Here is a 25,824-nt window from a genome sequence, read left to right on the forward strand (position 1 = left end):
TAACATCTAATTTTTAATATAATCTGATATCTGGATTTTATTATTATCAGTTTTTATTATATAATCCCCAGAAATTTTATCAACTTTATCATTATTCACCTGCAGAGTTTCCTTTACATTAACTTTATACCCTGATGTAGTAACCTGTAAATCCCCAACCTCTATATTTTCGGTTTGAAGCTTTATATTTGATTTACGTTTGTTTGTAATATCCTCTATTACAGATTTGTAGTAAGGAGAGCTTTTATCGAGAACATTATCTAAAAACGACAAATCTAATTCCTTATCATTTACTAGATTTACATAAATATTTCTATAGTTTCTTATTAAATCATCAATCTCAGCCTGCTTAGGTCTTACACCTGCTTCTTTATTAATCTGTTCTTTTTTAGCTTCCTCTTCTCTTACTTTTGAAGCATTCATTTGTCTAAATCCTATTACCGAAGCTACAACAATAACTATTGCTATTATAATAAGAATAATCTTTTTCAACTTTACACTTCCTTCGTTAAAATGTGTACATCCTTAATTAAACTTGCAACTGAAAGATAGTTACCTAAATATCTTTATTATTAAAGCTAAACTAGTAATTCTTCTCATCACTTAATATTCTTTGTATAAATTGCTTTTCTGATACAAATCTAGTCTTTACCGCCTGCTTAACAGCATCAGATGAACTGCTAAAGTATATATCTACCTTTGATCTTTCATCATATACATCATTAACAAAATCCACATCATTAGTCACATCTTTATAAATCTGGATTATATTTTTAGCACCACCAACTCCATGTTGTACTGCTGTTGACCATAACATATTTCTTACACTGTAATCATTTAATCTGCTAGAATAGTCTGTACCACTATTTTGTAGCACTTTTACTAGCTGATCAAAATAAGTAACTTTTATATATTTTTTTTGAACCTCAAAGAATTCATCATAGTGATCGGTACCTAATTTTGACCAAGCATTATTAAAATTAGTACTATATGTATTATTATCTGCTTGTTTTGCCGAAATTAGAGTATTATAAAAATCAACATTTTCATTTTTAAGCCACATTAGAAAACTATCTACAGACCCTACTTTTACTGCAAGTTGCCACGGACCGTAAGAAGTTCCGCCTGGATCTCCTGGAGTTGTATTGTAGGTTCCAGGGTTTCCATTAGATTCATATTTTTCAGAAACATAACCTAACAAATCATCATTAAAGTCATCTGTAAAGATATCAACATATCTTGTAACATATCCTGTTTTTATCTGGCTTCCATCATTATACTTTACTTGGTATACTCCATTAGTTCTCTTTACCAGCTCTATTAATGATCCTTTTGGTACTTCTGAATCCCAAGCTGCAGTGGAGCTTGGTGCATTTCTAAGATTTAAATCATCTTGAGCATAAGCTAACTTTATTTTATAGTTAGCTGCTCTGTTCAATATTGCATTTCCTCCCTTATCTAAAACAACTCCATTATTTAAGGCACTAGCCGCAATATTAGAATCAAAATACTTGTCCGACTTTGATATAAAAGTTTCACCGTCAAAAACATAATAATAATTATTATCCCATATAACTTGTCCGTCTTTTATTGCTACTCCATTGCTATTAGAAGCATTTTTTGCAGCATCTAATAATTGACCTGAACTGTACTCCCCTGAAAGTATACCACCACTACTATATACTTTATAAGTTGCATCACTCATGTTCTTTGATGTCCTAGTTATATCAAATATATCCACTATACCGTCTTTGTTTAAATCATAATTAGAATTATTAGTTTCATAATAGCTACTAGCTGCTGCTATATCCTTCATGTCTACAACATTATCACCGTTAAAATCTCCTACAATGTTAACAGCATAGACATTACTTGATTTTAAAAGTATAACTAAACTAGCAAATAATATAGATTTTTTCAATACTGCTGCAAGTGACATAAATTTCTTCATCCCCTCAATATATATTAAAAATTAATTTACCCATATCAATATTCACAAAGATATTATATCACTAAACTTTAATATAAAAAATTAATAAAATTAAAATTTCAACTTATTATTAAAATTCACAAAAAGGAAGCTAAGAATTTCTCTTAGCTTCCTTTTTTCATTGTTTATTAATTGCCGTAATTTACAGCAGCTCTTGCTAAATCTTTTGCATCTATAACAGTATCTGAAGAATCTAGATTTACTCTAGGATCATAATCACTTTGCCCCTTGAGCTTTCCAAAATCTCTAGCTACATATACAATATCGAAGATATCTACAATTCCATCTAAGTTTATATCTCCTTCTTTAATTGTGTTAGGATTATTAACAGTGATACTAATGGTTTTAGAGATTATATTGCCTAATCCAGCAGTACTTCCTTTTACTACAAAGTTGCAATCACCCTTCAAAGTACTAGGAATCGTGATGTTAAAGCCCTTTAACACTTTAGTTCCATGAACTAAGTTCATTGATATTGAAGAGCTATCTAAAGGTAGCCCCTCTAAACCACTTAACAAAATATCTCCATCTTTTACATTTGAGATTTTAGCACTTACATTATCATTAGGACTATAAACTGATTTATCTAATACTACATCATAGTTTATATTAGCTCCTACCAATATGGTAGACTCACTTGTAGATAAATCTACTGTCTTTTTATAATTATTTACAGTAGTAGTGCCATTAACATTAAGCTTAAAGCTAATATCGTAAATACCTTTAGCTAAGTAAACACTATTACTAGTAGTTAATTCTCTACCTATATCATAGCTTTGCCCTGAAGCAGTATTCTTAGCTACCAATCCTAATAACTCAACATTATTAGCAAATTTATTTGAAAGATTTAACTTTTGAGATTGTGTTCTATCAAAAGTTAGACCAGCAAAAGTATCATCAATCTTGACTTGCTTACTAGCCCAGTATCTACCTGTAGAGTCTTCACAATAAGCACTAACATTGTAAGTTTCTCCATATGCTAAATAAAGCATAATTCCATAAGGATTTAAATTCTTCTCTGCATCATAAGTTATAGAGTTGCCCTTACTTGTTGTTAATATAACTTTCTTTACACTTGTATCTAGTGTAGTAGAAACTGACTCACTTAATGAAACATACTGAAGGCTTCCATTTGAAAACTGGTATTTATATTTATTATGATCAACTCCATTTGAACTCTGAGTTAATACATCCAGATCATAATACTTTCCATCAACAAGAATATTATTAGGTATTTTTACTGAACTTGCTTGATTTCCACTATACACTAAATTAGTACCATCATATAAACTATATTGAGAAGTCATTCCATAAGAACCTAAATTAGAAATTGTCCCCTTAGTTATATATATATTTGGTATAATATTTGAATTTATTTTCCTATTTCCAATGGAAGTTACTATGTTTATGGAGTACTTTCCTTCCATAATTGTTGAAGGTATAATACAGTTTGATGTCCCATTAGACTGTACACTATACGCTATATTTCCCCATGCATTTATAAATTGTATTTCTTTACTGTTACCAGAATAGAAAGAAACGTCGTTACCATACTCGTCTCTTATATTTCCATTGATATAAAAACTGTCACCTGCTGTCATAACATTATCTTGAATACTATAATCCCCAATAAAGTTAGTTCCAACAAAAGCAGTATAAACAGGTCCATTGATACACTTATTCATATTTAATGAGTAGAAAAGATTAGAGGACCCATCGTACATACTTACAGAATTTATATAATAATTATCTGAAGATACATAAAGTTTATTATATCCTACGGAGAAGCTCCTTCCACCATTATTCTTAGTTGAAGATACCATTAAACTAGCATTTTTATTATCCGTTCCTGCAAGTCTTATTTCTGTTAGAGTATCAGCTGAAATATTTATAGTAGATTCCGTATTCTTAAACTTTTTACCTATTGCATATTGGTTGTTTGATTTATCATAAAAATAATTATCCAAGTAACACTGTTGATCATCTTGAAGCCATATATTAACATTACTTACCATGCTTTTATCCGAGTTATAACTAACATTTATAGATCCTCCATAATATGAGTTATCCCATGTAAGGTTTAATTGTCCGTTATTTATATCAGATATATTAGCAAAGTTAGTAGCTACATTTACCTTTTTTCCTTGTAAACTTATATTGGTTGCAGAACCACTTACTGTCACTTGAGGATTTATTACATACTCCCCTATATCAGTAGTTCCAGTTATACTAATAGTTCCACTAAGTGTTGTTGTCTTAGGTATATACATTATGCCTTGGCTTATCTTATACCTAGTTCCATACTGGATAGCTTCTCCTTTTGCTAGTGGCTTGCCACTTGGATCTTTTACATTAATAACATTATAGTTGCTTGTGTCCAATGTATAGCTTAATGTATTTGAAGAGTATACTGTTCCAAAAATACTAAGTTTAAATACAGCACTAAAGTTTGTCCCTACATTAGGAGTGAAATTCATCTCATAAGGATTACTTCCTAAATAAATAGTTTGCTGTACTGTATTAACTAATTGTCCATCGGCGCTGAGTTCTATTGATGCTTTTACTCCATTCATACTATTCGTATAAAAATTATTGTCATACTCATCAGATACACTAATAACAGCCTTAGCATTGTCATTAGGTGCTATGTTACTAGAAGCAGTATTGTCTGCTTTTACTTTGTACTTATTTCCAATATTAATTGTATAACTATCGCCAGCTATAGGTGTACTCAGCAATTTATTGTAGCCAATAGAACCTAATTTACTATCATTTAAGTTAACTGAATATCCTGTAACCACATTTGAAGAAATCCTATTTATTGAATTAGAACTAATCTGCATATTGATAGATACATTCTCAATATTAAAATTATAGCCTCCAATATCAAAACTATTTGAACTGTTCAAAAGTATCCTTGTTGTTTTTGTATAGTCTAGGCTTACAGCCTTAGTTCCACTTATAGTATCTACTAACGCATAGTTCTCATTTGTTGTAGCACCATATATAGTTGAATTTACATTTATTACGTAACTTCCCTTTGTAATCCATACATAATTGTTTTTATACATTTTATTGAATTGATCCATATTATAGTTTTCGTAATAGCCACTATAACCTTGGCTTCCACCTTTATTGTTTGGATATAAGCTAAGATTAATGTTATTAGAATTTGCAGGTAAGTTTGCTGTTATGGAAAACTTATCCGCAGTACTATCTTTAATCTCAATGGTATTTGAATCAAGTGTCAATCCCATATATATTACCGAATATCCCGTAGAACTTACTCCTCTAAGAGATACATTCGAAGGCTTATTCAAAAGTATATTCTTATCTATATAAGCAATTCCGTTATTTATCATAACCCCACTTAATTGATAGTTGGAGCTTCCAAAAGTACCTTCATTTATAAGATTTCCTAGTGGATCTTTTACAGTAACCTTTTGATAATCAGCAAGATTCATCTTATAATTTAAAGAATTTGATGTGTACTTTTGATTGTTATAACTAGCTTCAAATGCTAAATCAAAGCTATCTGCCACAATATTTGGATTTACTGAGATGATACCAGATCCGCTAACAGCACCTCTTTTTATTTCCGTACCATTTGTTTTAACTATATAAGTTAAGCTGACCTGTTGCATTGGTGATACAGAATTTCCAAATTCATCTTTAAAATTTACAGTCATATTTATATTCTGATTAGGCTTTACAGTATTACTTGGTGTTGTCCCATCAACGCTATAATAGTCCGCAGCAAGATTCAATGTAGTTCCAAATTTTAGATCCTTTGTCGATCCCGAAGTTGTTGTAAAGTCTCCTGAATAATTCATACTTCCAGCAAAATAGCTGTATTTATAACTTCCTACACTTACATTATAAATTCCTGAGTTTTGTACTATGAAAGTACTTTGATTGTTATCATTAATATTTAAAGAGCTATACGCATTTGGTACAAGTGATACATTAAGCTTAGCTGTATTCTTATTATCTATAACTACATCACCTTGACCAGAATAGCTATATTTTAAAAACGAGGTACTATTCTTTACATATATCTTTGAAACATCAAAGTTTGTATATACTGTCTTCTGCCCATTGATATCTAGTTTGGCCACTTTAAAGCTGTTGTAACCATTGCCACTAAATTCTATATCTGAATTTGATAAGCTTATACCACCTATACTATCAAGTGGTTTTATATTTATATTTTTTAATGCGGTTATTGGTGTAGCTATGGTTGTTTCTGAGATGGTTGTATCTACTTGACTTTCAAACAAGGCTATTCCTTTATCACTTTCAGCAGCTACAATTAACTTATTAGTTTGTATGTTACTTTTAGGTATATATACATATCCATCTCTTCCAGTTTTATATCCCCCTACAAGATTTCCATATCCTCGTAAATAAACATTTCCGTTCATTAAAGGTTTTGAAGTATCAAAAGGATCCATTACTTTTATCTTAAGATCATCACCAGTTACACTAAGGTTAAAACCATTATCCACTAACCCTAAACCTTCTAAATCCAATTTAATCTTGAAATTGCCTCCATATAAGTTAGAAACAGAGGAAAAAAACATTAAGTTACTATCAAAATTGTTACTACCAACTGGATTCCAACTTAAAAACTTATTTTCTGAATTATATATGTTTATTCCAGAACTGCTACTACCATAGTTATAAAAATCATTATTTGACTTTCCGTTCCATATATAATTCATGTTTGTTAAAACAAACTGCCCTGCTGAAATCTTTGCATTAAAACTTAGCTGACTATATTTATTTAAATTAGTTGGGATATTTGAGTATTCAACTACACATTTAGTAGTATCAATAGTGTTTTGAGCTAGTGCCTTACATTCATAGGATCCCGTAAAATAGTAAGATTTTGAATTCAAATCATTTGTATTGCTGATGTTTATATTAAACCCATTTAAAAATATACCTGGAGTTATTTGAAAGTTATTATTATAGTCAACTTCAAATCTTTGTGCATCACTGCTATCTGTAATCTTAGGACTAATATATATACTTTTAGCGTGGCTGTCTTGAGGTACTATAAACTTTAAATTACTCAAGCTACTAGTATCAAAATTATCTATATTATTTGATGCTGAAACATTAAATTCACTTCTTATTAAACTTTGTGGAGTTGAAAATAAAGAGGAATACTTTCCATCATCTGCCCATACACTAAGATTTGTTTTATTAGATGCCTTAAGTTGTAGGTAGTAATTTTTGTTATTAGGCATTATTTTAGTTAACCTATATCTTGAATTCTTAATAAATTGATCTAGATTATTTCCTGCAAAACTTATTTTCTTAGTAGTTGTATCTGGATTTATACTTATTACACCATTAGAAGCTATTCCAAGACTTCTGTCATATACAACAGCTCTATCATACTCAGTTGAAGCACATATAACTATTCTATAACTGCTATTGCAATAAGTTAATGGAATCCTAATGTCTCCATTACCAATACCACTTACATCATCACTCTGCCATTCATCGTAGATTGGTTCACCAGTTAAAGCATTATAGATGTAATATTGAACATTTAAGGTATCATCACCTTCACTAGTTATAGCGCTCTGCATTTCAGCAGGAAGTGTATATTTAACCACATTGCTTGTTGATGTTTGAGTCCCGACAAATGATAAAGACAAAATGTTAGAAGTGATACTTTTGCCCATATAATTTAAATTTATACTAGCCTGATAATTTCCGCTAATCGGTTTTACCAGTTTAATAAAAAAGTAATTAACATCATATCCTCGTTCATCTGTATAAGTAAAATCTACTCCATTTACTAATGCCTTACCATTAGGATCTTTTAAAATTATCGTACCATTAAAGTCACTTAAACTATTAATTATAGAAGAATGATTACCATCTTTAAAACTCATACGAAAGCTTGAGTTATCGTCACCCTTTTCTAAATTTATCTTAGGTTCCCCATATGTTAATGTAGTATCACCGGTCAAGCTTAAATTTTCTGTCATATAATCATAAGATACATCAGGAGAACCTCCACTCAGCTGGTATCTATAAGTATAATTTCCCTTAGGTAAATATATTGCATTATTGTTTTTAACATTAAAATTTCCTAGAAGACTAGAGCTATTATAATTGGTATCAGTAACAATATTAACAAGCATGCTTTCATTAGAAACTTGCTGTTCATATAAATTACTTATACTTACCTTTGATATATTACTATCAGTCATAAAACTTACAGAACTTAAATTTTCATAGCTATCTATGGCTTTTACATAGTAATATCCTTCGTTCTCACTCAAAACATTTAATTTTGAACTACCAGTCTTGTTAACTATTATCTTTGTGGAAGCACTTTTATTTAATGATACCTCTGCATCTGGCAGATTATCTAAGCTTAAGTTAGCAGATGATAACATAGTTGTGTTATCTGCCTTATATGCATTAAAGGTAATCTCTTTTCCTTCCTTTGATAGATCAATAATATTTTTTCCAGCAGTCAGTCCTCTTTTTATGAAAAGAACCTTATTTGAAGAACTATCAGCATCTCCATTTTTCACTACCATTGTATATTGGCTGCTTTTATTTACGTTATAGAAGATAGCTTGTCCGTTAGAGTCTGTGCTTACTTCCTTTGGATTATAAATATTGCTACCTTCATATAATACAACTAACATGTTCTTAGCTATGTTACCGCTTGTGTCTTTTACGGTTATATTCATTGTATTATCCGACCCATATGACTTAAAATACCTCTCATCTACATAAGTCTTACCAGCACTATCTGTAGCAACTGCTTTTAACTTATTTACTCCATCAGTCAGTTCAGTAAATGGCAGATTTATATCATATGTTTTACTTCCATTACCTTGTATAACCTTATAAGCATTAACCCCATCATTTATAAACAAACTTAATTGCTTAAGTTGGGATGGGTTCAAGGCAGTTATTTTTCCTGATACATCTCCTGTAGTATTCTGACTTATAACTGGACTTGTTATAGTTACAAAATCACTTTGGCTTTCTAGTGCAAACTTTAAATTCAAGTAAGGACTTTCTCCAGATGTTCCATTGCTTTTTCTTAAAATACTTCTGATTTGATCTAATGTATAGGATGGATTCTTTGCCTTAAGTAAAGCAATTGATCCAGTTGTAACAGCAGCCGATATTGACGAACCATATACAACCTTATAACCAGCACTTCCTATATCAGTAGTATTTCCTCTTCCACTTGCAAATACATCGATATTTTTTCCAGTATTAGAATCATATTGATTTTCTGCAGCTACAATTACGCCATTTGCATTACAAGGCCAATAATTTTCAGAATAGCCTCTATCATCACCTGAAGAGGATACAACTATAGAACCTTTCCCAATTGCATACTGCACTGCATCATCGATAAGTTTGCTATATCCTTTTCCATTTATACTTACATTTATTATCTGTGCTCCTGAATTAGCAGCATACATTATACCCTGTGCGATATTTGCTGTGGTTCCTACCCCATTCGAATCCAAAACTTTAACAGGAATGATTCTTGTATCTATACCTCCAGCAATACCATTAATTCCAATTCCATTATGTTTTGCTGCTATAACTCCAGCAACTTGAGTACCATGTCCATTGTCATCACTGGTATCTATGCTACCCCCTATGTAGTTCATACCAGGATCTACACTTCCCTTTAGATCTGGGTGATCGCTTTTTACTCCACTATCCACTACAGCTACTTTTACTGTAGTTTGCTTCATTTGATCTGTAACCAAATCCCAAGCTTCTATAGCTCTAGAATAAAACAAAAAGTCTTCAGTTTTAGCTAGAGGGTCTATAGTGGTGCTCTTTCTACCTAATGCATTTTCTTCTGAGTACTCTACATTTTTATCTGTTTTAAGTTCATCTTTAACATTAGTTACATTACCTTTGTCAAAAGAAGCTAAAACATAGTTTCCAAAGTACTTTATTATCTTTCCACTATACTTCTTTATAATATCTTCATATTTCTTATCCTTTGTATCCATCAGTTTAATAACCAGTTGGCCGTCAACAGCTTCCAATGGAGTACTAGTCTTTTTTTCTGCTGCTGATACTGTACTACCAATACTTCCAAGTATAGTTACTGTAGTAAAGAGACAAAGGATAACTGTAGCCATGTAGCGCTTAAATCTCTTCATAATCCCCCTCCTCAATATTTTGTCACATATACTATTATAAGGTATTTAATAGAAATGTATATATTTATGTAATATTATTGAAAATATAAAAAAACTACTATAGGTGTACTTTATACTTCTACCTATAGTAGTTCTCTACAATTCTTTATTATTTAGGAATTTATAATTCAATTATATGTGGAGTTACCATTTAAAACATGATGTAATTTAAAGAATAAAAAAATAATATTAATTTCCATAATTAACTGCAGCTCTTGCTAAATCTTTTGTATCTATTACATTATCTGAAGAATCTAGATTCACTCTAGGATCATAATCACTTTGCCCCTTGAGCTTTCCAAAATCTCTAGCTACATATATAATATCGAAGATATCAACAACTCCATCTAAATTTATATCTCCTTCTTTTATGCTTCCAGATCCATTTACTACAATATTAATTGGTTTTGTTTCAACATTTCCTAAACCTTGCAAATTTCCTTTTACCTTTATGATACAATCACCTTTTAATTGCGCAGGAATAGTTCCATTGAAACTTTTTATTATCTTCATTCCATGCATAAGATTTATTACTAAGCTTGAGCTATCTAGACTTAAGTTTTCATAACCACTTAACTTGTTGTCACCATCTTTAACATTTACAATTTTTCCGCTTATTTTTTCTCCAGAGTTATAAACACTCTTATCTAGTTCTATATCATAGCTAATATCGCTACCTATACTTATAGAGTTATCGCTTTGAGACAAATCTATATTTTTCTTATAATCATTTAAAATATTAGAATCATTAAGCCTAGTCTTAAAATTAAATTCATATTTACCTATAGGTAGATATATTGACCTTACTTCCTCCAAAGCTCTTCCTAAGCTATAAATTTGCCCAGTTGTAGTATCCTTCGCTGTACATCCTATAATTTCAACTGAATTATTGAATTTGTTAATCAAGCTTACTTTTTTCAAAGCATCTTTATCGAAATTAATCACTGATATGCTTTTATCAACCTTTACAACCTTTTTTGACCAGTAGCTATCAGCACCATCCTCACAATATGCTGAAATACTGTATTGCTCACCTTCAACTAAGCTCAAAGTTGTTGATTTGGTTGAATGATCAGCAGTGTCATAATCAATGCTCTGACCATCTGAGGTAGTCAATATGAGCTTTTTAACATTGCTACTGACCTTCAAATCCACTGAAGCTTTAGTGGTTACATCTGTTTGACTTGTACCATCTAGCAAGAAATCACTCTTAATATGTTCAATCACTCCATTATCGCTATCCAAAAGACTATAGTTATAGTGTTTTCCGCTTTCTAATAAATAAGTCGGGATATAAATATTTCCACCTTTATTATAACTATTTGAATATATTAAATTAGACTCATCATAGAACTTTATATTATAGCTATATTGAGAAAGCTTTATTTTAATTGCACTGGCTCCAGCAACATATACATCGTTTATCGTGTTAGAAAATACTTTTTCATTATTTACATATACATTTGTTCTTACAGAATATTTCCCTGTAGGAATAGTCGTTGGAACTCTACCTATAAGGCTAAATCTACTGGTGGTTTTAATGACTTTTCCTGTAGCATCTATAAATTCAAGTTCTATAAGGCTACTACCTTTAGCATCTGATTTATAGTTATTGTATTCATCTGTTAATCCTTTATCTGCAGCCACTATCATATCTCCATAAAAGAGGACCTTATTGTTAGTATAGGTGCAATACGGTTTAAATTTATTTCCTAACAATATAGTATGTTGTTTTCCTTTTATAATCTCATTATCTGCCAATTTATAATTTACATTTTTAGTTGAGTCATTTTGATCCACATAAGATGCCTCTAAACATTTCAATTGGTTTTCTGTAATAAAAGTTTTCTTTGCCATATTTATAGGCTTCTCAATAGTTTGTACATTATCTTGCTGTACATTAATATTTATATTTGCATTTTCATAAGCACTGCTTACCTTTAGCTCCACTAATTTATCTGTACTAAGTGTTATATTCGAAACATCATCACCAAAGGATTTAGTTAAGAGATACTGTGCATCTCCATTTGTATTTATAAAATTACTCACACGGTATTCTACTCCAGGCTGTAACCATACCTTCAAATTAGAGATTGAATTAAAGCTATTCATATCCCACGTTTCATCAATATAATAATCGCTATATTGATCAGCACAGTACAATTTAAATTCACCATTACTTACACTGGCTATGTCTTTACCGTTAGTTGATATAACCTTCTTAGTACCTAATAAAGATAAATTTAGTTCTTCTCCATTTATTGAAAGCCTTGGGTTAAGCACATAGTCTCCATCTTTTGTTTTACCATATATTGATGCAGTTTTTCCTAAAGATTTATCAATTGGAACAAGAGTTTTTCCTTTTACTATGCTATATTTGCTACCATCCTCTGCAGAAATTTCTCCATTTTCAAGTAAAGCTCCTGTTGGATCTTTAACTGTATACTCTTTGCAGCCTGTATTATCATAAGTTAAAACATTTGAAGAATACAGTTTATCAAATATATTTATCTTAAACACAGCATCTAGATGTCCACCTTGAACTTTTGTAGCAAAGTCGAGTTCATAAGGCGATTTGTCTATTTGAAGATTGCTACCTATACTTTCAACAATTTGTCCATTTTGGCTAAGCTCTACCAAATCTCTAGTTTCTTCACCTCTAGAATAACCTCGATTCAGAAAAACTTTATTATTATATTCATCTGTTATATTGATTAGTGCTTTTCCAACCTTATCATTTCCTATTAAATTTGAATTTGAATAATCAGCTTTTATATTGAAAGTATTACCTAAATTTATAGTATACTCACTTCCACTTATTTTGTTACCTAACTCCATATTGTAGGTTACTCCTTCTATTATATCGCCTACATTTACCTTATATCCTTCGCAGATATCAGAGGTTATATTTCTTGTAATTGTACTTGAGTCATAAATTCTATTGACAATATAAGAACCGTCTATTTTATAACTTAAAGATACTGAGTTTTTATAATTACTATTTACATTAAGCTTTGTTGTTTTTGTATAATCTAGGTTAACTGAACTAGACGCATTTGTCCTATCCATAAGAAAATAGCTTTGAGCATTTTCATTAGTATAGTCATTATAGTATGTGCTTATAAGACTTGCATCGCTTGGCAACCAAACATACTTATCATTAAATTTATCTGTATAATCTTTTTTTAGACTAAACACTTCATTATAAATAGAAACCCTATTCTTATCATTAGATTCAGAATATATATCAAAATATATCCTACCAACAGCATCCTGTATATTATTTTTTATATAAACCCTCTTCTCATTATTAAAATAAATCTCATTTGTATTTGCATCTATTGATAGAGGTGCATAGATTATCCCCTCACCTTTTGAATTAGTTCCATATATTGAAACATTCTTTACACCAGAGTTTAGTATCTCTTGATCTATATACATCTCACCATTATCTATTACTGTACCATTAATACTGCTCACGCTACTATCGTGTATCGCTCCGCTTTTCATAAGATTACCTTCAGGGTCTTTAACAATAATCTTTTTACGATTTACATTTGTATTATACTTATATGTCAAGGCATTGGTGGTATACTGCTTATTATCCATTGTAATCTTAAGACCCACAGTAAAGTCTTTTGTATCATCTCTTCTTCCTACTTTTATCTTATATATACTATCCCCAGAAACTGTTACTGAAGCCGTACTGTCTTCAACTCCATTAATTAAAGCTGAATAACTAGTACTTGTAGCAAGCAGTGGAGCAACTTTATTTTCGTACTCATCTTTCATAACCAATTTTGCTGTAATAGTTTCATCAACATTTACTTCATTAGAATTACTTTTATCTTCATATTGTATAGAAGCATTAAAGATAGTTCCAAACTTCAACTCTGATTTCATCACACTTAAAGTATTAAATTTTCCAGTATAAAGATATTTTTGCCCTGTATATGAATACATGTAATTTCCACGGCTTAAAATATAGTTTCCTGAAGTTTTTACAAGATACTCTTCGGCTACTAAACGTGCTCCAACTAAATTAAGTAATCTTAAATCATCACTATTTTCAGCTAACATATCTATCTTAAGATTGAATACATCAAAATTGTTTATCTCAATATCACCATTTCCCGAATAAACAGAAGTTAAAAATGTATTATTGCCACTTACAGTAGCACCACTTATATCTAGATTAGTATATAGTGTCTTTTGACCATTTGAATCTAACTTAGACTCTATCTTACTATACTCGTTCATATAATCAATTTGAATATCCATATTTGATATATTAACTGCGTAATTGTTTGGCATATAAGGTTTTATATTTATCTTTGATAAAGAAGTATTTGAAATACTTACGTTTGGGCTACTACTATTTAAATCAACTGAAGTTGAAAAAGCAGCCGTGGCTGAACCGTTATCAACCTTTATAAGGATTGTACTATCAGTTTGAAGCTTACTCTTCGGTAAATTAACATATCCATCCTGATTGGTAGTATAGATCTTTTGATCATCCCCTTTTAATACTATACTCCCACTTACAAGTGGCTTTGAAGTATCAAAAGGATTCATAATCCTTACTGTCACATTATCAACTTCACTATTTAAAATTGTCTGAGCCATTACCCTTTTTGTCTCATTTAAAGCCGGCTTTGCTTCAGCCTTAGCTTTATTACTTAAATCACCTTTTATATTGGTAACTTCTAATTGCTTTTGCGATGCTATTTCTGTATTCTCTGATGCAAAAGCAGAAACACCTAGTCCATTTAACACATTTACAAAGGTAAATATGTTAAGTAAAACCATAGATATTAACCTTCTCTTAATCTTCATAATCGTCCCCCCAGAAATCATGTTACATTTTCTATTATAAAGCATATTTTACAAATGTATATAGTTGTAATTTGTACCAATAAAATAGTGCTATAACAGTAATTACTGACATCTGCCGCATCTTTAAAATCCAAATTTACATTATCATTAATAGTATTATTAATAAAAATAAAACACAGTGTAATATTTTTAGAAAAATTTGCAAGTTCTTATGTTTTTATGTAGAATTTAATTATTAACTTGCAAAAATCATGAATTATTTCTCTATAATGAAGAAGTTTTTATTTTCTTTATTACAATATTTTAAAAATGGAGTTGATTAAGTGGTGTCAAATGATAATTCAGGAGAGGAAAAAAGATGTCCTAAAACAGGAAAAATCATAAGTTCCTCAAAAGATACTTTAGAAGGGGTAAAACGATGTCCTAAGACTGGAAGGATTATAAATTCTTCAGAAGATGCTTCACAAGAAGTAAAACGCTGCCCTAAGACTGGAAGAATCATAAACTCGTCAAAAGATACTTCAGAAGAAGTAAAACGCTGTCCCAAAACTGGACGAATAATAAGTGCCCCTGATAAAAAAAAGAAACTTAAAGGTCTAAAAAAATGGTTCTTTCCTATTATAGGGTTGGGCTCTTTAATATGGTTTCTAATACGTGTTATTCCTAAACCCAGCAGAGCTCAATATCCTTGTATGCGTGTAGTAGCTCCCGTAGCTGCAAGCTTTGTTACCTGGGCTGTTGGAATTTTTGGATTGGTAGCTTCTTTTATGAAATCAAAAAAGCTAATAAGAAACGCAAAATATGTACAAGCTGCTACTGTGCTTATAATTGGATTGCTAGTATCTACTATCTTTACAGCAAGCAGCTCTTTAAGCTCAGCGAAAGCGTCAACTGTACCTGATGGCCCTAATTCTCCAATGGGAGTTGGAAAAGGAATATTTCCTGGAAGAGTTACTTGGGCTCGTAATTTAAATGCAACAACCTGGGATGGTTCTACAGGATATTGGTGGCAAGACAACAATACAAATCAAACATTAGTTGATGGCATGGTATCAACTTCTATTCAAGGATTAACAAAAACAAGTAATGATACTGACTCTTGGGATGCAATTTTTAAATATTTCAATCAGAATCATGAAAAAGGTACTATAGGTTATAAAAGTGGTGAAAAAATAGCTATTAAAATAAATTGCAACAACACAAGAGATAGTCATACTCAAGAGGTTAATAACATTAACCCTTCTCCTCAGCTTATCCTTTCGGTATTACGTCAATTAATTAATAAAGCTGGTGTACCACAAGAGAACATTATAATATATGATGCTTCAAGGTATATAACAGATAATATTTTTAATTATTGTAAAAAAGAGTTCCCTAATGTAGTTTTTGTTGATCAAAATGGTGGAGATGGAAGAAATAAAGTAGTATGGTCTGATCCTGTAATTCATTACTCAGCTAAAGCTTACACTGGGGATAGAATCCCTACTGCAGTAGCTCAAGCAGAGTATTTAATTGATATGCCAATTTTAAAGGCGCATCCTTTAGCTGGAATGACCTTAAGTGCTAAAAATCATTATGGAACTCTAAATGGTGTAGATCACGATCTTGCTAGACCATATGATACCTATACCCCTTTTGTTGACTTTATGGGAGATAAGGATTTAGGAGGAAAAACCTTAATTAATATATTAGATGGTTTATATGGTGCAAAACATTCAGATATTGTACCTGAAAAGTGGAAATCTGCACCTTTTAACGGAACTTGGCCTGCAAGTATATTCATGTCACAGGATCAAGTGGCACTGGACTCAGTGGGATTTGACTTTATAAATTCTGAAATGGGATCAAATATGATGGCAAATTCTGATAGCTACCTGCATGAAGAGGCCTTGGCAAACAATCCTCCATCTGGTGTTGTTTATGCACCTGACGGAGTTAGATTAAACAGTCTTGGTGTTCATGAACATTGGAACAATGCAATGGAAAAGAAATATTCGAAAAATCTAGGCACTGGAAACGGCATAGAGCTTGTAGATATAGGAGGCAGCAATGTATCACAAGTAGCAGCACCAACCTTCAACCCTGCTGGAGGAAATTATGCATCAGCTAAAAACGTAACAATATCTTGCTCTACACCAGGAGCAACTATTAAATATACACTAGATGGAAGCACACCAACCAGTTCATCACCAACCTACACTGCTTCAATTAATGTTTCTGATACAGCTACCATAAAAGCTTATGCGATTGTGCAAGGAATGAAGGATTCTACAGTGGCAAGTGCGACATATACAATTACGCCATTAGTAAGCTCAATACCAGGAAAAATTGAAGCCGAAGATTATAACACAATGAATGGAATACAGACACAAGGCTGTTCAGAAGGCACTCTTAATATTGGATGGGTAAATGATGGTGATTGGATGGATTATAACGTGAATGTATCCAATGCAGGTACGTATAAAGTTGAATATAGAATAACAAGTCCGAATACAAATGGAATTATTCAACTTATGAAAGGAACTGACGTACTTGCAACTACAAACGTGCCAAACACAGGTGGATGGCAGAACTGGCAGACTATCACCGCAGATGTAAAACTCACTGCTGGAAAACAAACCTTAAGAGTTTATGCCAAAGGAGGAGATTTTAATTTTAACTGGATGAATTTTATCTCTGCACATAATGCTGCAGATGTGAACAATGATGGCACTGTGGATATCATGGATTTAGCTACAGTCGCAAGTCTATATGAAAAGAAATCTTCAGATTCAGATTTTATTTCAGAGTATGATTTTAATAATGATAATATAATTGATATATTTGATTTAATAGTTGTAGCAAAATCAATACAATAAAATTAGAGCTTGAGAGCAGCTATAAAAAGCTTTTATAGTTGTCTTCATTCAAAACTAAGAATAAATTCACAAATAAAAAATAACCGCATACCATTAGTTTGATATGCGGTTTATAATTTCAATTTGTTTATCTAAGCTCTTCAGCATTTAAGCTATCATCACTATATCTACTTCTCATAATTTGAAGCTGCTTTTGCTAAATCCTTTATATCAATTACATCATCAGTAGTCTGAAGGTTCACCCTAGCATCATAATCGCCTTGCCCTTTTGATTTTCCAAAGTCTCTAGTTATATATACTAAATCAAATATATCAACTATTCCATCTAGGTTTATATCTCCTTCTTTAATATTTTCTGAATTAATTATAGATAATGTTACCGGTTTCGAGCTCACTTCCCCTAACCCCAGAATATTCCCTCTTATAGCAAGTGAACAATCTCCTTTTATACTGGAAGGTATTTGTCCTTCAAAGGTTTTTAACACCTTAGCTCCATGCATTAAATCTATCTTTACTTCTGACTCCTCTATAACTGAATTTTCATAACCTGTTAATTTTATATCGCCGTCTTTTACATTTGCAAGCTTTGCTATAACTTTATCACCAGTACTATAACTGCTTTTATCTAAAACAATATCATAACTAAGTTTATCTCCTATATTTATAACCCCATTATTGTTTGTTATATCTATACTTTTTTTATATTCGTTAAAACTATTAGAGTTATTAAGTTTTACGGTAAAAGTAAAATCATATGCACCTTTAGGTAAATAGATGTTTTTTTCTGTATTTATATTTCTATCTAGCTCATATGTTTTTCCTGTTAGATTATTTTTAGCTATAACGTTCATAATTTCTGCATAGTTGCTAAACTTGCTGTTCAGTGTCACCTTTCTTAAATCATTTCTGTCTAAAGTTACCTCACTTAAGTTATCAGTTGCTTCAATGATTTTTTCAACCCAATAGCCTCCTTGTGCATCTTCACAATAAGCAGATAAGTTATAAGTTTCTCCCAAGACTAACTGCAAATCAATTGAATCAGTATTTCCAGCATCATAACTCATACTATCACTACGATTATTTAAAATTAACTTCTTTATTCCTCCATTTAGTTTAAGCTTAACACTAGAATAAGCCGATTTTTGTAAACTTCCTTTTACAAGTTGAACTTTGTTTTTTTCATGTACAATCCCTGTATCTTTTTTCTTAAAGGTACTTAAATAATATTCTTTACTACCACTTAATATTTCCCCAGGTAAATAGAGATCTTCATTCATCTCATCATAGTCCATGGTATATATATTTTTGTCCATATCATAAACTGATACCAATGTTGACTTTTCAGATTTTCCAATATTATAAGATACACCACCAGCAACATATACACCGTCAATAGTTCTTTCTGCTACCTTTTGGTTATTAGAATAAGTAACTATGTTTGCAGAGTAAAAACCTGATGGTATATCAGTAGGAACAGTAAAATATTGACCTCCGTTAACTACACTTTTTGCCAACTTCTTGACCACGGTACCTGAACTATCTACAAGATTAATTTCAAAATCGAAACTTCCCTCTATAGGAAAATAATCTCCATACTCATCTCTACATGTATATAAAACAGAAATTTGTTGTCCTTTATTTAGATACTTATCTATTTTGTTATCCATATAAAAATTTTTACCTAATAATGGAGTATAGTACCTTCCATTTATATACTCAACTTTTTTAAGATCACAATATTCTAACTCATTCTTACCATTAATCTTTGTATAAATGTATACTCCAGTTAATATAAAAGTATTTTGACTCATAAATAACTTTTCATAACTTTCTGCTCCAGTTTTAGATGGACTATTTTTAAATTGTTCAAAATAATGAGTCATACCGCCAGAAAATTTTACTTCAGTCAAATTATCTGTTTTTATATCTATTATTGAATCTAAATAATTAAATTTCTTTCCTATAATATACTTATAATCATTTTGTGCTACAATCTCATCTTCATAATAATAGTCATCATTACCCTGTATCCAAACAAATAACTTATTAGCTACCCCTTTATTAGTAGCCTCCCAATCTAACATCAAGTGATTTAAATTAACGGATTTTTTTGAATATACGTTTATATGACCACTAGTAATATTAGGTATGTTGCTCAAATCTGCATCTACCTCAACCCTGTTCCCTTCCAGGTTTATAGCTGTTGTACTACTATATAGTTTTATTTCTGGACTTAGCACATATTCTCCATCAGCATTTATTCCTCTAATAGCAGCAGTGCTATTATTCATTAATTTAGTAAGTATATATACTGATCCATCATTTATCTTAAATGCATTTGTTAAAGGAAAGAGAAGCTCTCCACTCTTAAGTGGTCTTCCTTGTTGATCCTTTACTTTTACCTCAGTGTATTTACTCATATCAAATAAGTAATTTAGTGAATTTGACACATAGCTTTTACCTAATATATTCATCTTTAGAGTTACGTCAAAAGTAGGAAGCGTCACGTTTGGAGTATATTTCACATTATAGCTAGTCCCACTAACTGAGGCATCCTTTGTAATGGAATCAACAACTTTTCCTCCATCACTTATATCAGCTACAACATTCTTATAGGGACTATTGCCATCAGCACTTTTTATAATTATTGAGTTGTTATATTCATCTAAAATAGTAAGCACAGTCTGAGCAGTTTTATATGCATCTACACTGTTTGTTTTATAGTACTCTGCTTTTACCTTATATGTATCGCCAATATTTAAGTTATAACTACTGCCTTTTAACGGCTCTTCTAGATTTTTATAATAATTAAATGTATTTTTATTATTGTCTTGATAATACGCTCTATATCCATTTATTACATTTTGTGAATATTTAATTACTTTAGGATTATTATATAATGTCTCAAGCTGCCTGTTTCCAATACTTACAACTAAGCTCACTTTATAATTATTAGGCGTATTTACCTTTATATCCATGGTGTTAGTATAATCCAAATTTATATTTTTTCCATTTGCAATTGTATCTGCCATAATATAGCCTATAGATTTATCATCTTTTATAATATTTACACCTATAATTTCATAACTAGCTGATGTCCAAATGTAAGTGCTTTTATAGTCTTTATAGAATTCATCCAAATTATAATATGAATCCTCATAAATTGAATAATTATTATTCATAGCCATTTTTTTATATAAATTAAGCCTTATATTACTGGAATCGCTAGGTACATTTGTCTTTAGAAAAATTTTATTTGATGTTGTATCCCGTATCTCCACAGTATTAATGCTTATCTTAATATCTGTATACATTATCATGACTCCATTGCTATTTGTTCCTTTCAAATAGAAATATTCATTATCCTGCAAAGCAAAATCTTTTGGTATATTAGCAAAACCATCCACTATTTGGATTTTCCCCACACCTATCATACTATTATTGCTTATAAAACCATTAACTACAGGATTACCTTCTGGATCCTTAACTGATACCTTTATATAGTCATCTTCTGCAGCTTTTAAAACTTTTTCATTACCTTTACCAAGCTGTATTTGCTGTTCTCTATTGTTTTTTGTACTTTCTTCTGCAAAAGCTTTCACGGTATAGTTATCAACAAAAATTCCCATAGTAAAGATAAAAATCAATAGAGTTGCAATAAACTTATTAATTATTCTCATGTAGTTTCTCCCTTTACACTTTAGTATGCAAGTTAAATATATAGTATCCTTCGCATAATTTTTTTACATTATTTATTTTAATTGGAATGAGCAGTAAAAATCAAATCTTTTTTACATTTTTTTAATCTGTTTTAAATACAAATTAAAAGAAACCTTTTATAAATAGATTCATACAGCTATAATAAAAGGTTTCAAAAAGACTTATTATATTATTTATTGTTGTATATGTCTTGCTACTGTGCTGATATCAAAGATATCGATTATTCCATCTCTATTCCAATCTTTTTTAAGATCCCATTTTACTGTAGAACTGCTCAACATCTCATCATAGTGCGAAGCTACTGTTGCTAAATCCAAAGTATCAACCTTGCCATCTCCATTACTATCGCCCTTTAAGTAATCTAATGGAGCGATTTGTACTGAGGTTTGTTTTATACTATTCTGATTACTGTCTAGCACTGCATTATCTGGAATTTCAAGAATATATTCATTTCGTAAATCTAAAGGTTCAAGAACTTTTATAGTAATTTTATTTCCCAGTATACTCTTGTCTATAGAAACATATTGATTGCTATAGTAATTTCTTAACTTTATATCACTAAAAGAAAGATACTTTTGTATATCTGTATTAAATGATATGGAAACTCCAACTAAAGGATCTATCATGTATGTGCTATGTTCTGAGTAATAATGCTCATCTGTCTTTGCCACATTTAAATTATTTTTTGGTTCATTAACACTATAAAAATTCCATCCATTGTCCTGAAGCTTAGTTTTTATATCAGAACTAGTAGAATCACTAGAATTGAACACTAAATTATTATCTACATGCATGCTTCTTACTGAATTTATTCCATATAAAGAATAATATTGTGCTTCTGTTGGAAGCTGCAGTAATGGACTTATATCCTTAATTTGATTTCCATCCAAGTCTATAATTTTAAGCTTCTTTAAGCTACCAATTTGCGAAATATCAGATATAAAATTATTATTTAATTCTAAATACTCCAAATTAGTTAGATTACTTAAAAAGTTTATATTACTAAGGTTACAGTCATTAATTGTTAGTTGCTCAAGCTTGCTGATTGTTGAGATCGTACTAAAATCTTTTATGTTTTCATCTTCTACATACAAACTGCTAAGTTTATTCAGGTTACATATAGATTTAAGGTTATTTACATTATTTCCTCTTAGATATAAATGTTCCAATGAAAATAAATTACTTATTGGTGTTATGTCTATTATTTCAGTGTTATATACACTAAGGCTAGTTAGATTGACTGCATACTCAACACCACTCAAACTCCACAAAGGTTCATATCCTATACTAAGTGATGTAAGCTTGGCCATATCTTCAGAGTATATATCCCCAGTAGTTTTTCCTAAGCTGTCTCTAACCGCTTTTTCTAAAACACCATCTTTGAAATTAACCTTTATTCCGGTTTTATAATTTACATAGTAATTTCTTTCCACTTGAGAGTTCATACCGCTACTAGTAGAATCCACAAAAGAATCTTTTGGGATTACTAGCTTTACTGCACCACCATCAATATTGCTCATATCTGCTTTCAATGTAACTTTATTATAGCTAATAGCTGGACTAAGTACTGCCTTAGTCCCTTTTGAATCTACTAAATACATAGAATTATAACTTGGTCCTGCTAAAACCTTATCATTAAAAGTTAGAGTCCATATAGAATCACTGCTTATCACAGCACTCTCTTGTGGTCCTACAAAATTTAATACCGTCAATGCATTAGAAACAGTAACATTAGAAGTTGCTTTAACCTTTCCATCAATAGTTGCTGCAGTTATCACTGCTGTTCCATCTATCATCCCTGTAACATTTCCATCTTCATCAACGGTAGCAACAGATGGGTTACTACTTGTCCAATAAAGAGTTTTATTATCAGCATTTTGTGGACTTATATTTGCAGTCAACTTATATTGTGTTTTATATCCTAAGGATAGACTTGTCTTATCTAAAGCTATACTAGTAATAGGATATTGAGGAACTTTAGTTGTGTTCGTAACCAGCATAACTCCATCATAACCACTATTCCAGCTTTGTCCATCAAAACTTACAAAGTTCTTGCTCTCACTTGAATAAGTAGCTGAATCTGCTTCTATAAATAGATTTTTACTATTACTTCTAACAGCTACTGCATAAGTTTTCCCCGATAAAACCTTAACAGGATTGTCTAGTTTTATAGTATGAAAACCAGCATCATGAAACTTAACTGTCTTAACCTTCTTATTTATTATGTTTGAAAAACCACTAGTACCATAGTCTTCTTCTACAAATAAATCAAAAGTTATATCCTGCTCAACAGTAAATACCCCAACTGATTCTACATATTGATTTTCACTAGCAGTATAAGTACTTGCTGCATAGCTGCTTCCTGAACTTATTGCATAAGAATGCGTTGGATAGTTATTTGCGTATGAGTTACGCTTATCATATTGTGTCTTTTTAGTTACTGTTGGTATAACGGCGTTATCTTTTCCAACAAAAGCATCATAATAGGAAATATATATATACCCATTATCTCCAAAACCACTTCCCCAACTATTCTTGCATATAAAAGCTCCATTCCCTTCTGGAGCTTGCGCAAAACTTTCTTTTGGGAAGTTATCATCCCATCCTAATATTACCACTGCATGATCTGGATTAGCATACATGCCTTGTGGAACATACAGATTTGTATTATCTTTTACTATAGTACTGTTATATCCTTCTAAATATATAGAAGTGTATACACCTCCATATTTCATAACATTCTCTTTAATATAGTCATTATCATAACTGCTTATCCTATCTGGTAGCAAAGTTACATCATCAACAGTATAATTTACTGGAGCATTTGAGTTAGAATTAATGTTATTAACTTCTGCTGGATTAGGATATGGATCATCCTTCTCAAGTACTGGCCCCTTTCCTCTCATAAAATAGGAAATAGAAAAATACATATTTCCACCTTCATCAGCAGCTAGTATGCCATTATTAGCTGCTAAATTTATTTCTGAAAAATCATATTCTTTATTAGTTAATTTCTTTTGATTTGTATCTAAAGCACCATAAGTAGTAAAAGCCCAGCAGTCTCCTATCTGACCTTGATCTTTAACAGATGTGGTATACCCAAAATCTCTTGAGTCATATCTTGATGGATATAAAGAACTTTTTACTGTAGGTTTTTCTTGGGATTTAATTACTTTAAATTCTGGAACCTTATAACCATTTGAATACATATCTTTATTTTCAGTTGCATTAACCTTAATACTCCCTTGAAAGATTCCATTAAAGCCAATGGTTAAAGCAAAAATCGCAGTCATAGCTAGCGATAAAACTCTTTTTTTCATCTACTTATTATCCCCCTGTTTATCTAAGTAGTAATTATCTTGTTTTTGTAAAGTAGCTGTTTTTTTTAATATTTTTTTGTCAAATAATTTGTAACTATGATAATATTTTGTAAAACCTCTGTAATTTAATATTATTGCATTTACTATAATTAAGCAATATATTAAATTACATTATAATTTTCCATAAAAATTTACAAATCACTTTTAATCAAACCCTGTTTACAGCAATTTAATAAGTATTGTATAATTAAGTAAGTGTAAAATTTCTGTATTAATTAATAATATTGCAAATAAATGCTACGAGAATTTTAAGGGGGGACAACTTTGTTTAAGAAAAGACTCTTTTCTATTTTACTCTGCTTATTTGTTGCGTTACAGTTTGTGTACATACCTGCAATAAAAGTACAAGCTGCAACTGGACCTCAAATAAGCTATACTACCACTGGCGATACAACGGTTGGAAGTACTTTTAACATAAATGTAAATCTAGCAAATGCTACTGATGTCTATGGTGCATCTGTGGATTTCGCTTATGATCCTACACTAATCCAAATAGTTAGTGTAGATAAGGGAGATTTTTGGACAGACAGTAACGCTACTGTAGCTCCTGTTGACAGTACAAGCAATGTAGCTAAGATAGGTGTAATGCTTACTGGTAATATCAATGGAATTACAAAAGCATCAGGAACAATAGTAACAATAAAAGCTAAGGTTCTAAAAGCTGGTACAATAAACCTAAAGACTACATCTGATAATAGTGCATTTAGTCAAACGGGAAATAATGTTTTGGTTAAACTGTCTAACTCTGGAGTGGGTAATATTGCTTATACAGGGATTGATAATAGCGTAAGTTTAGTAAAACCTATTGAATCACTAACTGCCGG

The 25,824-nt window shown here is 30.8% G+C and carries 8 protein-coding genes; 2 read left to right on the forward strand and 6 right to left on the reverse strand.

The window, feature by feature from the left end:
* Positions 1-6: 6 nt before the first annotated feature.
* The 4 genes from J3477_RS22370 to J3477_RS22385 form a co-directional block, all read right to left on the reverse strand.
* Positions 7-492, reverse strand: coding sequence for a TcaA NTF2-like domain-containing protein (locus tag J3477_RS22370; RefSeq protein ID WP_206872466.1), 486 nt, complete (start codon positions 490-492; stop codon positions 7-9).
* A 91-nt stretch (positions 493-583) separates the two neighbouring features.
* Positions 584-1,939 carry a VgrG-related protein gene (locus J3477_RS22375; RefSeq protein ID WP_206872467.1) on the reverse strand — a complete coding sequence of 452 codons (1,356 nt, stop codon included), beginning with the start codon at positions 1,937-1,939 and terminating at the stop codon, positions 584-586.
* A 179-nt stretch (positions 1,940-2,118) separates the two neighbouring features.
* Positions 2,119-10,167, reverse strand: a complete 8,049-nt coding sequence (locus J3477_RS22380; protein ID WP_206872468.1) for a S8 family serine peptidase — start codon at positions 10,165-10,167, stop codon at positions 2,119-2,121.
* A gap of 228 nt (positions 10,168-10,395) precedes the next feature.
* The gene (locus tag J3477_RS22385) at positions 10,396-15,042 is read right to left on the reverse strand and encodes a hypothetical protein (protein ID WP_206872469.1); all 4,647 of its coding nucleotides are present in this window, start codon (positions 15,040-15,042) and stop codon (positions 10,396-10,398) included.
* Between the two features lie 326 nt (positions 15,043-15,368).
* Between J3477_RS22385 and J3477_RS22390 the strand changes: the two genes are divergently transcribed.
* Positions 15,369-17,900, forward strand: a complete 2,532-nt coding sequence (locus J3477_RS22390) for a carbohydrate-binding protein (RefSeq protein WP_206872470.1) — start codon at positions 15,369-15,371, stop codon at positions 17,898-17,900.
* 167 nt (positions 17,901-18,067) lie between these two features.
* On the opposite strand, the gene J3477_RS22395 is transcribed toward J3477_RS22390, so the two are convergent.
* On the reverse strand, positions 18,068-21,580 hold the full coding sequence (locus tag J3477_RS22395) for a hypothetical protein (RefSeq protein WP_206872471.1): 3,513 nt from the start codon (positions 21,578-21,580) through the stop codon (positions 18,068-18,070).
* 213 nt (positions 21,581-21,793) lie between these two features.
* Positions 21,794-24,940, reverse strand: coding sequence for a C1 family peptidase (locus J3477_RS22400; RefSeq protein WP_206872472.1), 3,147 nt, complete (start codon positions 24,938-24,940; stop codon positions 21,794-21,796).
* 324 nt (positions 24,941-25,264) lie between these two features.
* Between J3477_RS22400 and J3477_RS22405 the strand changes: the two genes are divergently transcribed.
* On the forward strand, positions 25,265-25,824 hold a 560-nt coding region (locus tag J3477_RS22405; RefSeq protein WP_228731344.1), incomplete at its 3' end, for a cohesin domain-containing protein.

The sequence above is a fragment of the Clostridium zeae genome, from assembly GCF_017312485.1.
Classification (GTDB): domain Bacteria; phylum Bacillota; class Clostridia; order Clostridiales; family Clostridiaceae; genus Clostridium_AR; species Clostridium_AR zeae.